Annotated in this window: 12 protein-coding genes; 10 read left to right on the top strand and 2 right to left on the bottom strand. The window is 69.1% G+C overall.

The window, feature by feature from the left end:
• Positions 1-242 precede the first annotated feature (242 nt).
• The 3 genes from ABD974_RS06875 to xth all read left to right on the top strand — a co-directional run bounded on the left by ABD974_RS06875 (position 243) and on the right by xth (position 5,583).
• Positions 243-3,020 carry a TonB-dependent receptor gene (locus ABD974_RS06875; protein ID WP_345302565.1) on the top strand — a complete coding sequence of 926 codons (2,778 nt, stop codon included), beginning with the start codon at positions 243-245 and terminating at the stop codon, positions 3,018-3,020.
• A gap of 303 nt (positions 3,021-3,323) precedes the next feature.
• Positions 3,324-4,739 (top strand): transporter permease, encoded by a 1,416-nt coding sequence (locus ABD974_RS06870; protein ID WP_345302564.1) that lies wholly within the window; start codon positions 3,324-3,326, stop codon positions 4,737-4,739.
• A gap of 70 nt (positions 4,740-4,809) precedes the next feature.
• Positions 4,810-5,583 carry an exodeoxyribonuclease III gene (gene xth, locus ABD974_RS06865; protein ID WP_345302563.1) on the top strand — a complete coding sequence of 258 codons (774 nt, stop codon included), beginning with the start codon at positions 4,810-4,812 and terminating at the stop codon, positions 5,581-5,583.
• Between the two features lie 157 nt (positions 5,584-5,740).
• Here xth and ABD974_RS06860 read toward each other — a convergent pair whose 3' ends face one another.
• Together ABD974_RS06860 and ABD974_RS06855 are read right to left on the bottom strand one after the other, a co-directional pair.
• Complete coding sequence (locus tag ABD974_RS06860) at positions 5,741-6,133, bottom strand: hypothetical protein (protein ID WP_345302562.1); 393 nt, start codon at positions 6,131-6,133, stop codon at positions 5,741-5,743.
• A gap of 70 nt (positions 6,134-6,203) precedes the next feature.
• Positions 6,204-7,559 (bottom strand): AMP-binding protein, encoded by a 1,356-nt coding sequence (locus ABD974_RS06855; protein ID WP_425562640.1) that lies wholly within the window; start codon positions 7,557-7,559, stop codon positions 6,204-6,206.
• Between the two features lie 126 nt (positions 7,560-7,685).
• Between ABD974_RS06855 and ABD974_RS06850 the strand changes: the two genes are divergently transcribed.
• The 7 genes from ABD974_RS06850 to ABD974_RS06820 all read left to right on the top strand — a co-directional run bounded on the left by ABD974_RS06850 (position 7,686) and on the right by ABD974_RS06820 (position 13,630).
• Positions 7,686-8,270, top strand: a complete 585-nt coding sequence (locus tag ABD974_RS06850; RefSeq protein WP_345302560.1) for a 4'-phosphopantetheinyl transferase family protein — start codon at positions 7,686-7,688, stop codon at positions 8,268-8,270.
• 106 nt (positions 8,271-8,376) lie between these two features.
• Entirely contained in the window at positions 8,377-9,033 is a 657-nt protein-coding gene (rsmG, locus tag ABD974_RS06845; protein ID WP_345302559.1) for a 16S rRNA (guanine(527)-N(7))-methyltransferase RsmG, read from the top strand.
• Positions 9,034-9,138: 105 nt separating this feature from the next.
• Positions 9,139-9,945 (top strand): ParA family protein, encoded by an 807-nt coding sequence (locus tag ABD974_RS06840; protein WP_345302558.1) that lies wholly within the window; start codon positions 9,139-9,141, stop codon positions 9,943-9,945.
• A complete protein-coding gene (locus ABD974_RS06835; RefSeq protein WP_345302557.1) occupies positions 9,942-10,859 on the top strand; it encodes a ParB/RepB/Spo0J family partition protein in 918 nt (305 codons plus the stop codon). Before ABD974_RS06840 ends, ABD974_RS06835 begins: the two co-directional genes overlap by 4 nt.
• Before the next feature lie 192 nt (positions 10,860-11,051).
• Positions 11,052-11,774, top strand: a complete 723-nt coding sequence (locus tag ABD974_RS06830) for a glycosyltransferase family 2 protein (RefSeq protein WP_345302556.1) — start codon at positions 11,052-11,054, stop codon at positions 11,772-11,774.
• Between the two features lie 2 nt (positions 11,775-11,776).
• Positions 11,777-12,127 carry a lipid-A-disaccharide synthase N-terminal domain-containing protein gene (locus tag ABD974_RS06825; RefSeq protein WP_345302555.1) on the top strand — a complete coding sequence of 117 codons (351 nt, stop codon included), beginning with the start codon at positions 11,777-11,779 and terminating at the stop codon, positions 12,125-12,127.
• 237 nt (positions 12,128-12,364) lie between these two features.
• Positions 12,365-13,630 (top strand): ammonium transporter, encoded by a 1,266-nt coding sequence (locus tag ABD974_RS06820; protein WP_345302554.1) that lies wholly within the window; start codon positions 12,365-12,367, stop codon positions 13,628-13,630.
• The last annotated feature ends 1 nt before the right edge of the window (position 13,631 follow it).

Raw genomic sequence — 13,631 nt, 5'->3', positions numbered from 1 at the left:
CGCTGCGTCGTCCGCCCCGCACAGGCCACGTACGCATGCCGAAACCACGCACCCACATCCGGCACATCTGCCGGACGTTCTATCTCAGCGAATGGTGGAACGAATGAACCCGGTCGGTTGACCCGCCGCAAACGCCTGCGCAGGCGTCTTCCGTGTCTCCGCCCTTCCGAACAACGCCAGGGCCGTCCGCACGCCGTATCCACGTCGGCGCGCAGCGGCCCCCTCCGTACGAGGCTTCGCCCATGATCCGCACCACCCCGCTCGCGATCGCCATCGCGACCACCCTTTCCCTGCTGCTGTCCACCCAGGCTGTCGCCCAGGATGCGCCGACGCCCGCCCCCGCCGATCAGGACGAACTGGACGCCATCGTCGTCACCGGTTCCAATCTTTCCGGCATCGATCTGCAGGACGCGCAGCCGGTGGTCGTGCTGGAAGCCGAGGATCTGAAACAGATCGGCGCCAACAACGTCGGCGATGCGCTGAAACAGATTTCCGAAACCGGCGGCGGCACCGGTAACTTCAACACCGGCACCTCGGGCGCGCTGCAGGCCGATTCGCCCGCCGGCAGCGCCGCGGCATCGCTGCGCGGCCTCGGCACCGCGTCCACGCTGACCCTGGTCAACGGGCGCCGGGTCGCGGTGTCGTCGTTCGCGAACGGCTCGGAGAACTTCGTCGACATCAACGCCATTCCGATGGCCGCGGTCGATCGCATCGAAGTGCTGACCACCGGCGCGTCCGCGATCTACGGTGCGGATGCGGTGGCGGGCGTGGTCAACGTCATCCTGCGCAAGGATTTCGACGGTCTGCGCCTGGGCCTGAACTGGGGCGACTCCACCCGCGGCACCGACGAGGCGCGTACCAACGCGAATCTGGTTTACGGTTTCCAGGGCGATCGCGTCGACGGCCTGGTGGTGGTGGACGCCTACCAGCGCAACGCGCTCTACGACCGCGACCGCCGGATCTCCTCGGTCGAACCGCGGCCCTCCCAGCAGGGCATCTTCCCGAGCTTCAACGATCTGGATTTCGCGCAGGACGATATCGTCGAAGCCGGTTGTCCCGCCGACCAGTTCCAGGTCGGACGCCTCGGCGAGTACTGCGAAGTCAATCGCAACGCATTCACCGCGACCGATCCCGAAACCCGGCAGCTCGGCGCCTACGGCACCCTCAACGTCAAGCTCGGCGGCGCGCTGGAGTACTTCACCGAACTCGCGCTGCAGCACAACACCTCACGCGCCGACGCCGCACCGGCGCCCTGGGACGCGGAGATCGCATTCGATCATCCGGGCATGCCGGCGGAGCTGCGTCAGCGTCTCGTGTCGCTGGGCTTCGACACCAGCGCGCTGATCGCGTTCGGCCGCTTCCCCGACGCGCGCACGATCGAGGTCACCACCCGGAACTGGCGCTGGCTCAACGGCCTGCGCGGCGATCTGGGCGGCTGGGATTGGGAAACCGCGCTCACCGTTTCTCGCAGCGCGTCGGAACAGACGGCGGTCGCCGGTATCTACAACGTCGCGCGCATCGAGGCGGGCCTGTTCGGCGAACTCTGCGCCGACGGCCGCACCAACTGCGCGCCCGGTGCGGGCGGTCTGTGGTACGACCCGTTCAACGGCCAAGCCGGCAATTCGCAGCAGGTGCTCGATCTGGTGCGCGAAACGGTGCCGCGCGACGGCAGCTCCCGGCTCTATGCATGGGACGCCCGAATCAACGGCGACTGGGGCCGCATCGGCGGACGCGAGGTGCCGTGGGCGTTCGGCGCCGAGGTGCGGCGCGAGGAGATCGCCGACGAACCCTCGCCGCTGGCCACGGCCGATGCCGACGGCGATGTCCCGGTGTACGGCTTCGGTTCCACCGCGGTCGAGGCCAGGCGCACGCAGTGGGCGCTGTTCGGCGAAACCAATCTGCCGGTGACCCCCACGCTCGATGTCCGCCTGGCGGGACGCTACGACCACTACGACGATTTCGGCGGCGACTTCAATCCCTCGGTCGGCGTGCGCTGGCGCCCGAGCGAGCATGTCCTGCTGCGCGGCGGCTGGAACACCTCCTTCCGCGCGCCGTCGCTGGCCCAGGTCGGCGCCGGCACCACGCTCAGTTCGGGGGCGTTGCCGTGTTCGACCGGCAGCGAGTTCTTCGGCAGTTTCTGCGGCGGCTTCTCGGGCGACGACGGCTATCTCTCGGAAATCTACGGCAACCCCGACCTCGATCCCGAAACCTCCACCGCCTGGTATATCGGCACCGTGTTCGAGTTCGGCGACCGCGCGACGCTGACCCTGGATTACTGGAATTTCGACCAGGAAGATCTGGTCGACATCGACGATCTGGAACTGTTCCGCCGCGCGCTGACCGATCCGAGCCTGATCTACAACTCGCGTCCGCGCGCGGGCGACGCCAACCAGCGCACGCTGGCCCCGGGCGTGATCGGCATCGCCACCCGCGGCGGCGAGATCGGCGACCCGATCGACGATGTGCAGCTGCAGCTGATCAACATCGGCCGCCAGAAGACCGACGGCATCGACCTGGGCTTCGACTACCGCTTCGACGACACCCCGATCGGACGTTTCAAGACCTATGTCGATGCGACCTGGACGCATTCGTTCGAGCGCAGCGAATCCTGCGACCCGAGCGGCAGCGACCCGCGTCGCGGTGCGGGCGATTGCAGCGCCGACGGCCAGCGTCTGCTGGAAAAGGCCGGCGAATTCCGCTATCCGGAATGGCTGGTCAACACCGGCGTGTCGTGGTCGCGCGGCGACTGGAGCGCGCGGCTGTGGGCGAACTACATCGATGGTTATTACGACGACGACCAGCGCGCCGACGTGCCGGCCGGCCGCAGGGTGGCCTCGTGGACCACGCTGAACTTCAACGTCGACTGGGACATCGACGATCGCCAGTCGATCGGCCTCAATATCCGCAACCTCGGCGACCGCGATCCGCCGGTGTCGCTGGGGTCGGCCAGCAACGTGGACCTGTACAACCACAACACGCTGGGCCGGTTCGTGACCTTCCGCTACGTCTACCGCTACTGATCGCACCCCGCCCGCGGCGGCACGGCGTATCGCCGTGCCGCACCGGCATCGATGAAAATCTGCAGTCATCCCGAACGAGGGCGAAGCCCGGGGAGGGATCTGCGGTTGGTGGTGCGACAACGGCAGATCCCGTCACCCGCTGCGCGGGCGTTCGGGACGACCACCGATTTTCGGTTCGCGGTCGAAGGCCTGCGGTTGTGGCACCGTTCGAACACGCTCTAAGCTCGCCGCGTCCGCCTTCATCGCGATGAAGCGCGAACGGCGCATGCATCCGCAGGTCTTTCCGCCGCATCGAGGTCATTGATGTCGAACGTTCCCCCCGAGGCCGCGCCGGAGCGCGGCCTCAATACATTGCTGGTGCTGCTGGCGCTGGCGCTGATCGCGGCGGTGGCCGTGCCCTTCCTGCCCGCGGGCTATTTCGAACCCGGCGCGCCGGTGGCGCTGGAGCGCTATCGGCCGGCGCTCGACGCCGCCGGCACCACCATCTTCAGCGCCGGCGATGCGCGCGGATTCCTGAATTTCCTGTTCGAAGGCTTCGCCTCGGGCGATCGCAACGGCGCCGCGGTCGGCCTGATCGCGCTGATCCTGATCATCGGCGGCAGCTTCGCGCTGGTGAACGACACCGGCGCGGTCGAGCGCGGGCTGCTGCGGCTGGTGGCCCTCAGCGGCGGGCATCCGGGCTGGCTGCTGGGCCTGCTGACGGTCGCTTTCTCGCTGGGCGGCGCGGTGTTCGGCATGGGCGAGGAAACCATCGCCTTCCTGGTGCTGCTGCTGCCGCTGGTCGATCGGCTGGGCCTGCCGCGCGAGAGCGCGGTGATGGCGACCTACATGGCCAGCCAGATCGGATTCGCGACTTCGTGGATGAATCCCTTCAGCGTGCTGGTGGCGCAGAGCGTGGCCGGCGTGCCGGCGCTCTCGGGTGCGCCGCTGCGGATCGCGATCTGGGCGGTGTTCACGCTGGCGGCGCTGCTGTTCACCCTGCGCTACGCGCTGCGCCATCGCCGCGCGGGGCACGAGGACGTGGCCGCGGCCGTCGCCGCGGCGCCGCTGCGCGGCAGCGACCGCATCGTGCTGCTGGCGATCCTCGCCACCGTGGTCTGGATCGTCTGGGGCATCACCGCGCGGGGCTACTACCTGCCGGAGCTGGCTGGCCAGTTCTTCGCGCTGGGCCTGTTCTGCGCGCTGACGATGGCGGCGACGCGACGCGCGAGCGGCAACCGGCTCGCCGAACTGTTCACCCACGGCGTGGCGCAGATGGTGCCGGTGGCGCTGGTGATCGCCGCGGCCAAGGGCATGCTGTGGCTGCTGGGCGGCACCGACCCGCACAAGGCCTCGGTGCTCAACACGCTGCTGCACGCGATGGGCGGCGCACTGGAAGACTGGCCGCCGCTACTGGCGGCGCAGGGCATGCTGCTGTTCCAGGCGGTGTTCAATCTGTTCGTGACCTCGGGCTCGGCCCAGGCCTCGATCACCATGCCGCTGATGGCCGGGCTGGGCGACATCGTCGGCGTCACCCGCCAGGTCGCGGTGCTCGCGTTCCAGCTCGGGGACGGCGTGACCAATCTGATCATCCCCACCTCGGCGGTGCTGATGGGCGCGCTGGGCGTGGCCGGGGTGAGCTGGCAACGCTGGCTGCGCGCGATCTGGCGGTTCGAACTGCTGCTGGTGGTGCTGGCCGCGACCAGCGTCGGCATCGCCGTGGCGATGGGCTATGCGTGAGGCGGTGCAAGCGGGGTTCGCGAGGCCCAGTGGCATCACGCCGCATGCGCGGCCGTCGTAAGATGCGGCCATGAAAATCGCCTCCTGGAACGTCAATTCGCTCAACGTGCGCCTGCCGCACCTGGAACAGTGGCTGCAGGACGCGCAGCCCGACGTGGTCGGGCTGCAGGAGACCAAGCTGGAGGACAACCGCTTCCCCGACGCGGTGCTCGCCGGCCTCGGCTACCGCAGCGTGTTCGCGGGACAGAAGACCTACAACGGCGTGGCGCTGCTGGCGCGCGGCCATGCGCTCGACGACGTGTGCATCGGCATTCCCGGATTCGACGACGCCCAGCGGCGCGCCATCGCCGCGACCGTCGGCGGCGTGCGCATCGTCAATCTGTACGTGGTGAACGGCCAGGATGTCGGCACCGAGAAGTACGACTACAAACTGCGCTGGCTCGACGCCGTGCACGGCTGGCTGGCCGACGAATTGTCGCGCCATCCGCAGCTGGTGGTGATGGGCGATTTCAACATCGCCCCCGACGACCGCGACGTGCACGATCCGCAGGTGTGGAACGACGACAGCATCCTCACCTCCACCGCCGAGCGCGCGGCGCTGAAGCGGCTGCTCGATCTCGGCCTGCACGACGCCTATCGACTGCACCACGCGGAAGGCGGTTTCTTCAGCTGGTGGGATTACCGCCAGGCGGGCTTCCGCCGCAACCTCGGACTGCGCATCGACCTCACCCTGGTCTCCGACGCGCTGCGCGAACGCGCCAGCGCCGCCGATATCGACCGCAATCCGCGCACCTGGGACCGGCCGAGCGATCACGCGCCGGTATGGGTGCAGCTCGCGGGTTGAAGAGGCTACGGCATAGGGTGCGCCCTGGCGCACCGATCCAGTTTCGCGCGGAGTCGCTCGGTGCGCCGGGGCGCACCCTATGCGGCATTTCTGGTTGTTCGTGTCAGCGCGCCGAAGCACGTCGCATCGGAGACATCGTTTCGATGATGTCGAACGATCAGGCCTTGGTCTTCTCCGCCGGCCTTGTGCGCAGCGACGCCGCCATCATGCCCAGGCCCGCGGCGAGCAGGCCCAGCATCAGCAGGGTGTTGAACAGGCTGGTGGGTTCGAAATAGATCCGCAGGTTCGACAGGATGCCGACGAACACGATCACCAGTCCGGCGGCGAGCAGCAGCCAGCCGACGATGGATTTGCCGTTGAAGAAGATCAGGCCGGTGCCGAGGATGAAGGGAATCAGCGACAGGCCGAAACCGTTCATGCCCCACAGATGCCAGTAACCGCCGGTGGTGACGGTGACCTGATTGGTGAGCAGCCAGCCGCCGGCGACGGCGAGCATCAGCCCGATGAAGAATTGCCCGATCCCGCCGGGCGTACCGCCTGCACCATTCATGTCGCGCCTCCCCGGCGGACCATCCGCCGACCGGGATCATAAACGCAGCCGCGCGGCGACTGCGGCCGGCTCAGGCGCCTTCGAGCATCCGCAGCAGCGCGTCGCGCGGCAGCTTGCCCGTGTCGTTCCGGGGCAGGGCGTCGACGAGACGGAGCCTGCGCGGCAGGAACACCGGGTCGACCGCCTGGCGCAGCGCGTCCAGGATCGCGGTTTCCTGCAGCTCTGGCGCCACCACCAGCGCGGCGATGCGGCGCACGCCGGTGATCTCGCACGGCTCCAGTTGCAGGACCACGCCGTCGAGCACGCCGGGCACGGCGAGCAGGCGGCGGGTGAGGTCGCCGAGCGAGGCGCGCTTGCCGGCGATCTCCAGCAGATCCGACTGGCGGCCACGCAGGACGAAGCCGCCGTCCGCGCGCACTTCGACCAGATCCGCCAGCGGCACCGGCGCCGGCAGGTGCGGGCCGAACACCAGGGTGCCGTCGGGCTGCGGCTGCAGGCGGATGCCGGGCAACAGGCGCCACTCCTCTTCGCGGGCGGTACGGCGCTGGGCGATGACGCAGGTTTCGGTGGAACCGAACAGTTCGCGGACCTCCACGCCGAAGTGCTGCTCGGCAGCGGCGGCGAGGGCCTGCGGCAGCGGCGCGGTCGCGGTCACGATGCCCGCCAGCGGGGGCAGCACGATGCCCGATTCGACCAGCGCGCGCAGGTGCACCGGCGTGGTCACCAGCAGCGCCGGCGCATCGGCGTCGCGCACGGCGCGGGCCACGTCCTCGGGAAAGAACGGTCGGCCGCCGTGCACCGCGGCCTGCGCGAACAGCGGCAACAGCACCGACAGTTCCATGCCGTACATGTGCTGCGACGGCACGGTGGCGACGATGGGCACGGTGATGCCCTCGGGCCACAGGTGGCGCAGGGCGCCGAGATTCTGGCCGGTGCTGGTGCGCAGGCTGCCCCAGGTCTTGGGATTGGGCTTGGGCGTGCCGGTGCTGCCGGAGGTGAAGCCGATCATCGCCAGCGCATCAGCGTCGACCTGCGGCATCGGCCCGTCGTGCTTGGGCAGGCGCTCGGGCAGGGCGTGCAGGCGCGGCGGCGCCGGCGAAAGCCGCACGTCGGCGATGCAGTAACTGTCGGGATACTGGCGGCGCACGTCCTCGATCGCCGCGGGCGTGCGCGAGGACGGCAGCAGATTGGTCTGGCCGCGCACCGCGGCGGCGCAGAACGCGACCAGGAAACGGTAGCGGTCTTCGCAGAGGTTGATCGCGCAGGCCGCGTCCGGCAGGTCGGCGGCGACGCCGCGGACCTCGGCGAGAAAGGTGTCGAGCGCGATGCGCCCGTGGCCGTCGAAGGCGAAGCTGCGGCCTGCGGGGCCTTCCGCGAGGTCCATCCGTGGGCTCGGCGATGTCTGTGCGGCCGTGCCTCCGGCCATGGTTCCGATCGCTGCCGACATGATGTGCCTGTTCCGCTCCCGCCGATGCGCTGTCCGGACCCGTGTGTGTCCGCCCCGCGGCTAGCTTACGCTGGCGGGCCCGACCGCCTCAAACCGACCGCGAACGTGAACAGCCTTTCCCTCGGCCCGCTGCGCTGCGCCTGGTGGCCCTACCGCCGTGGCGACGACGCCGAAGCCCGCGTCCGCGGATGGCTGGGCGATCTGTGGGCGTTGCCGCCCGGGGCGCTGTCGATCGCCCGCGATCCCTACGGCAGGCCGTACCTGCAGGCCGGCACCCACCGGGTCGATCTGAACTGGAGCCACAGCGGGGAACGGCTGCTGGCGGTCTGCGCCGAACAGGTGAAGGTCGGTGCCGACATCGAGTTGCTGCGACCGCGGCCGGCGGCGCTGGCGCTGGCGCAGCGGTTCTTCGACGGCGAAGAAGCGGCTGGGCTGGCGGCCATGGCCGACGACCCGGCGCGGCTGCAGACCGCGTTCACGCGTCTGTGGTGCGCAAAGGAAGCGGTGCTGAAGGCGCACGGCCGCGGGCTGGCGTTTGGATTGACGAAGCTGCGTTTCGTGCTGGACGAACAGGATCTGCCGCGACTGGCGGCCTGCGACCCGGCGCTGGGCGCGCCGGACGACTGGGGCCTGCATGCCTGGACATCCGAACCGGGCTACTGGGCGACGCTGGCCTACAAGCGGTCGTAGGAGGGGGCTTCGGCCCCGAGCTCTTCAGCCACGATCCGGCTCTCGTTCAAAGCAAACGCTCGGGGCTGAAGCCCCTCCTACAACACCGTCGCGCATAATTCACCGGATGACCGCTTCCGATCTCCCCGCCGCCGCGCGCGACGACCTCGACGCCGGCCTCGCCGCGCTCGGCCTGGACCCGGCGCTGGCCGGCCCGCTGGCCCGCTATCTCGCGCTGATGCTGCGCTGGAATGCCGCCTACAACCTCACCGCGATCCGCGACCCGCGCGAGATGGTCACCAAGCATCTGCTGGACTCGCTGGCGATGGCGCCGGCCGTGGCCGGGCTGCCGACGCTGGCCGATCTGGGCACCGGCCCCGGGCTGCCGGGCATCCCGCTGGCCATCGCCACCCCGGGCCTGCGCGTGACCCTGGTGGAATCCAACGGCAAGAAGGCGCGGTTCATGCGCGAAGCGCTGCGGCAGCTGGGCCTGGGCAACGCCGAGGTCGCCGAATCGCGGATCGAGGCCCTGGATCGCCCCGGGCAGTTCGCCGCCATCACTGCCCGCGCGCTGGCCACGCTGCCGCAGATCCTGGCCCTGGGCGGACACCTGATCGCCGAGGACGGCGTGCTGCTGGCGATGAAGGGCGCCCGGCCGGACGACGAGATCGCGGCCCTCCCGGCGGGCTGGGCATTGCGCGACCTGCGGCCGCTGCGCGTGCCCGGACTGGACGCTGAACGGCATCTGGTGGTGATCGGTCGGGCCCATTCGACCAATCACTGAAGGCAGCCGCCCCCCGCAGCAGGCATAATCTGCGGTTCGGCCCGCGCCCCGGCGGCACGGGCCCAGCGGCTTCGCCCAGACATCCCGAGACTTCCGGACCCCTTCATGGCCCGCATCATCGCCATCGCCAACCAGAAAGGCGGGGTCGGCAAGACCACCACCTCGGTCAATCTCGCCGCCGCGCTCGCGCAGGCGCCCAAACGCGTGCTGCTGGTCGATCTCGACGCCCAGGGCAACGCCACCATGGGCAGCGGCGTCGACAAGCGCGAGGTCGCAGGCTCCACCTGCGACGTCATGCTGGAAGAAATGCATGCGGCCGACGTCATCGTGCGCACGCCCGAAGGCTTCGACCTGCTGCCCGGCAACAACGACCTCACCGCGGCCGAGATCGAGCTGATGGACGAGCCCGGGCGCGAACAGCGCCTGCGCCGCGCGCTCGAGACCGTGCGCGACCGCTACGACTTCATCCTCATCGACTGCCCGCCGGCGCTGTCGCTGCTCACGCTCAACGCCCTGACCGCGGCCGACTCGGTGCTGGTGCCGATGCAGTGCGAGTACTACGCGCTGGAAGGCCTGACCGCGCTGCTGCAGACCATCGACGCGCTGAAGGCCAAGCTCAATCCCGCGCTCGAGATCGAGGGCGTGCTGCGCACCATGTTCGACGTGCGCAACAACCTCGCCAACGCGGTCTCCGCCGATCTCACCTCGCATTTCGGCGACAAGGTCTTCCGCACCATCGTCCCGCGCAACGTGCGCGTGGCCGAGGCGCCCAGCCACGGCGTGAGCATCATCGGCTACGACAAGGGCTCGCGCGGCGCCATCGCCTATCTCGGCCTGGCCGGCGAGATCATCCGCCATCAGCGCGAGCGCGCCCAGAAATCCCGTACCAGTTCTCCGGAGACCTCCGCATGACTTCCGCGAAAAAGCGTGGCCTCGGCCGCGGTCTCGAAGCCCTGCTCGGCCCCAAGGCCGCCGCGGAGGCGCCGGCGCTGGAAGCCACGCCCACCGACACCCTGCGGGTGCTGCCGATCGATGCGCTGACCCCCGGCAAGTACCAGCCGCGGCGCGCGATGGACCCGGCCAAGCTCACCGAGCTGGCGGAGTCGATCAAGGCGCAGGGCGTGATCCAGCCTGTGGTGGTCCGCGAGATCGCCAAGGACAAGGGCGGCAAGGTCTACGAGATCATCGCCGGCGAACGCCGCTGGCGCGCGTCGCAACAGGCCGGGCTGCAGGAAATCCCGGTCGTCATCCGCGAAGTCGACGACCGCACCGTCGTGGCGATGGCGCTGATCGAGAACATCCAGCGCGAAGACCTCAACCCGCTGGAAGAAGCGCAGGCGCTGCAGCGGCTGATCGACGAATTCGACCTCACCCACGCGCAGGCCGCCGAGGCCGTAGGCCGCTCGCGCGCCGCGGTGTCCAACCTGCTGCGCCTGCTGGAACTGCCGGCCGACATCCGCACGCTAGTGGAAACCCGCGCGCTGGAAATGGGCCACGCCCGCGCGCTGCTGTCGCTGACGCCGCAGGCCGCGATCGCGCTGGCGCGCCAGGCCGCGGACAACGGCTGGTCGGTGCGCGAAGTCGAACACCGCGTGCAACAGCTCAGCGCCGGCCAGGTGCCCACCGCCGCCAAGGCCAAGACCACGAACGGCGCCAAGGCCAAACCGCAGGCCGACATCGTCGCCCTCGAACGCGATCTCTCCGAATCCCTCGGCGCCAAGGTCAACGTGCTGCACGGCCGCGGCGGCAAGGGCCGGCTGGTGATCCACTACACCGACCTGGACACGCTGGAAGGCGTGCTGGAGCGGTTGAAGGCGCGCGGCTGATCGTCGCACGGCACGCATGGGCCGCCTCGGAAGCAAGCCGTCGATCGGCCGTCCGCGCGCGGACGGCAGCCCCGAACCGATCGCCGGGCGTGGAGTCCGCAGCCGCATCGCCCTGTACGACCATGACGAACGGATGGATTTGATGAGCGTCCTCGCGATCCGTTCGCAACGTGAATCCGGATACCCCCACCCATGATCCAACCCCACCTCTCCGTCGTCGTCCCCGTGTTCAACGAGCGCGACAACGTGACGCCCCTGATCAACGAAATCACCGCCGCGTTGCGGGGGCTCGTCGCGTTCGAGATCGTCTACGTCGACGACTGTTCGCGCGACGACACCCTCGATGTGTTGAAAAAGCTCAAGGCCGACGTCCCGGAACTGCGCGTGATCAGGCACGTGAGCCAGAGCGGGCAGAGCACCGCGGTGCGCACCGGCGTGAAGGCCGCGCGCGGCGCGTGGATCGCGACCCTCGACGGCGACGGCCAGAACGACCCGGCCGACATTCCGAAGCTGCTCGCCAAACGCGACGAATCCGCCGCCGACGTGAAGCTGTTCGCCGGCTGGCGCGTCGACCGCAAGGACACCGGCAGCAAGCGCTGGGCTTCGAAGTGGGCGAACGCGATCCGCAGCCGCATGCTGCGCGATGCCACGCCCGACACCGGCTGCGGCATCAAGCTGTTCGATCGCGACGCCTTCCTCGATCTGCCCTACTTCGATCACATGCACCGCTATCTGCCGGCGCTGATGCAGCGCGCGGGCTGGAAGACGGTGAGCGTGCCGGTGAACCATCGCCATCGCGCCAGCGGCGTGTCGAAGTACAACAACCTCAACCGCGCGCTCGTCGGCCTGCGCGATCTGCGCGGCGTGGCCTGGCTGATCGTGCGCAGCAAGCGCACCGCGGTCGAGGAGCTGTGAGCATGGAACCGGCCGCCCTGGACATCATGAATTCGCCGATCCCGTGGCTGGCCTGGACCGGGCTGCACGCATCGCCGTGGAAGCTCATCGGCCTGACCGGCGCGCTGATGTTCGGCAGTCGCTGGGTGGTGCAGTTCATCGCCAGCAAGCGCGCCGGCAAGCCGGTGATCCCGCGGCTGTTCTGGTACATGAGCATCGTCGGCAGCCTGATGACGCTCAGCTACTTCATTTTCTCGTCGAAACAGGACTCGGTGGGCATCCTCCAGAATCTGTTTCCGGCGTTCACCGCGTGCTACAGCCTGTATCTGGACATCAGGCACCGCGGCTGGGATCGCGACCGCAACAGCCACTGAAACAGCGGCTGAAACAGATCGCGCATCCGCAACGACACGGCCCGTGAAACGCCGGATGTAACGCGCGCCGGGCACGCGCCCGATCGATCGCGCATCCGCAACGTACCTCCGGGCAATACGATTCACGGCATCGATTGGTGTAGTCTCGGCTCGGCCTCTGGGGAGAGGTATCGACAACCGGGTGAGGGAATCATGGCTCGCTGGCAGCGGTGGGGGATCGTGGGAGCGGTTTCGGCGATGGCGTTCGCGCCGGCCGTGGCATGGGCGCAAACGACGACCGAAGAGGTCGTGCATTCGGTCTGGATCGCGACCTGCGCGGGGCTGGTGCTGATGATGCAACCGGGCTTCGCGCTGCTGGAAAGCGGCTTCTGCCGCGCCAAGAACGCGGTCAACGTGATCATGAAGAACTTCACCGACTGCGCCATCGCCTCGCTGGCGTACTGGGCGGTCGGTTTCGGCCTGATGTTCGGCGTCAGCTGGAACGGCGTGGTCGGCATCAGCGAATTCTTCCCCGGCGGCCAGGGCACGTCGCTGGTGAACGTGCTGTACCAGACCTTCTTCGCCGCCACCGCCGCGACCATCATCAGCGGCGCGGTGGCCGAGCGGATCCGGTTCGTGCCGTATCTGATCGGCAGCGGCCTGATGGTCTGCGTGATCTATCCGCTGTACGGCGCCTGGGTCTGGGGCGGCACCGCCGAGAATCCCGGCTGGCTGCGCGCGATGGGCTTCCTCGACACTGCCGGCGGTTCCGCGGTCCACGTGATCGGCGGCTTCACCGCGCTCGGCGCGCTGGTGGTGCTGGGGCCGCGCCTCGGTCGCTTCTCGCGCACCGGCGAAGTGCGGGAGATCCCCGGCCACAACCTGCCGCTGGCGGCGCTCGGTGCGTTCCTGCTGTGGGTGGGCTGGCTGGGCTTCAACGGCGGCGCGGCCGATGCGGATTTCAAGGACCTGGGCATCATCGTGCTCAACACGCATCTCGGTGCGGCCGCGGGCATCGTCGGCGCGATGCTGACGCTCGGCATCCACCGCCGGCCGCTGCTGATGTCGGCCGTGCTCAACGGCGCGCTCGGCGGCCTGGTGGCGATCACCGCGGGCGCGAAATACATGGACCCCGGTTTCGCGGTCCTCACCAGCCTGATCGGCGGCGCGATCGCCGTGGTCGGCCCGGCCGTGCTGCAGCGGATGAAGATCGACGATGTCGTCGACGCGGTCTCCGTGCACGGGTTCTGCGGCCTCTGGGGCACGATCGCGACCGGCCTGTTCGCGCGCGATCACCTGTTCGATCCCTCGCGCATCGGCGTGCAGACGCTCGGGGCGCTGGTCGCCGCCGCCTGGGCGTTCGGCATGGGCTGGCTGGTCTACAAACTGCTGCACCTCACCATCGGCGTGCGTGCGAGCACCGAACATGAGCAGCGCGGTCTGGATTACACCGAACACTACGAAATCGGCTACGGCGAATTCATGGCCGCGCGCACGCATCGCGATCTGGGCGGCGAGGCCTGAG

The sequence above is a fragment of the Lysobacter hankyongensis genome (genome assembly GCF_039543145.1).
Taxonomy (GTDB): Bacteria; Pseudomonadota; Gammaproteobacteria; order Xanthomonadales; family Xanthomonadaceae; genus Lysobacter_I; species Lysobacter_I hankyongensis.
This window is presented reverse-complemented; position numbering and strand designations above follow the sequence as displayed.

Excerpts from the sequence above, each read along its gene's own strand:
- ABD974_RS06875 (WP_345302565.1), top strand. The coding sequence starts at position 243 with ATGATCCGCACCACCCCGCTCGCGATCGCCATCGCGACCACCCTTTCC.
- ABD974_RS06870 (WP_345302564.1), top strand. The coding sequence starts at position 3,324 with ATGTCGAACGTTCCCCCCGAGGCCGCGCCGGAGCGCGGCCTCAATACA.
- xth (WP_345302563.1), top strand. The coding sequence starts at position 4,810 with ATGAAAATCGCCTCCTGGAACGTCAATTCGCTCAACGTGCGCCTGCCG.
- ABD974_RS06860 (WP_345302562.1), bottom strand. The coding sequence starts at position 6,133 with ATGAATGGTGCAGGCGGTACGCCCGGCGGGATCGGGCAATTCTTCATC.
- ABD974_RS06855 (WP_425562640.1), bottom strand. The coding sequence starts at position 7,559 with ATGGCCGGAGGCACGGCCGCACAGACATCGCCGAGCCCACGGATGGAC.
- rsmG (WP_345302559.1), top strand. The coding sequence starts at position 8,377 with ATGACCGCTTCCGATCTCCCCGCCGCCGCGCGCGACGACCTCGACGCC.
- ABD974_RS06840 (WP_345302558.1), top strand. The coding sequence starts at position 9,139 with ATGGCCCGCATCATCGCCATCGCCAACCAGAAAGGCGGGGTCGGCAAG.
- ABD974_RS06835 (WP_345302557.1), top strand. The coding sequence starts at position 9,942 with ATGACTTCCGCGAAAAAGCGTGGCCTCGGCCGCGGTCTCGAAGCCCTG.
- ABD974_RS06830 (WP_345302556.1), top strand. The coding sequence starts at position 11,052 with ATGATCCAACCCCACCTCTCCGTCGTCGTCCCCGTGTTCAACGAGCGC.
- ABD974_RS06825 (WP_345302555.1), top strand. The coding sequence starts at position 11,777 with ATGGAACCGGCCGCCCTGGACATCATGAATTCGCCGATCCCGTGGCTG.
- ABD974_RS06820 (WP_345302554.1), top strand. The coding sequence starts at position 12,365 with ATGGCGTTCGCGCCGGCCGTGGCATGGGCGCAAACGACGACCGAAGAG.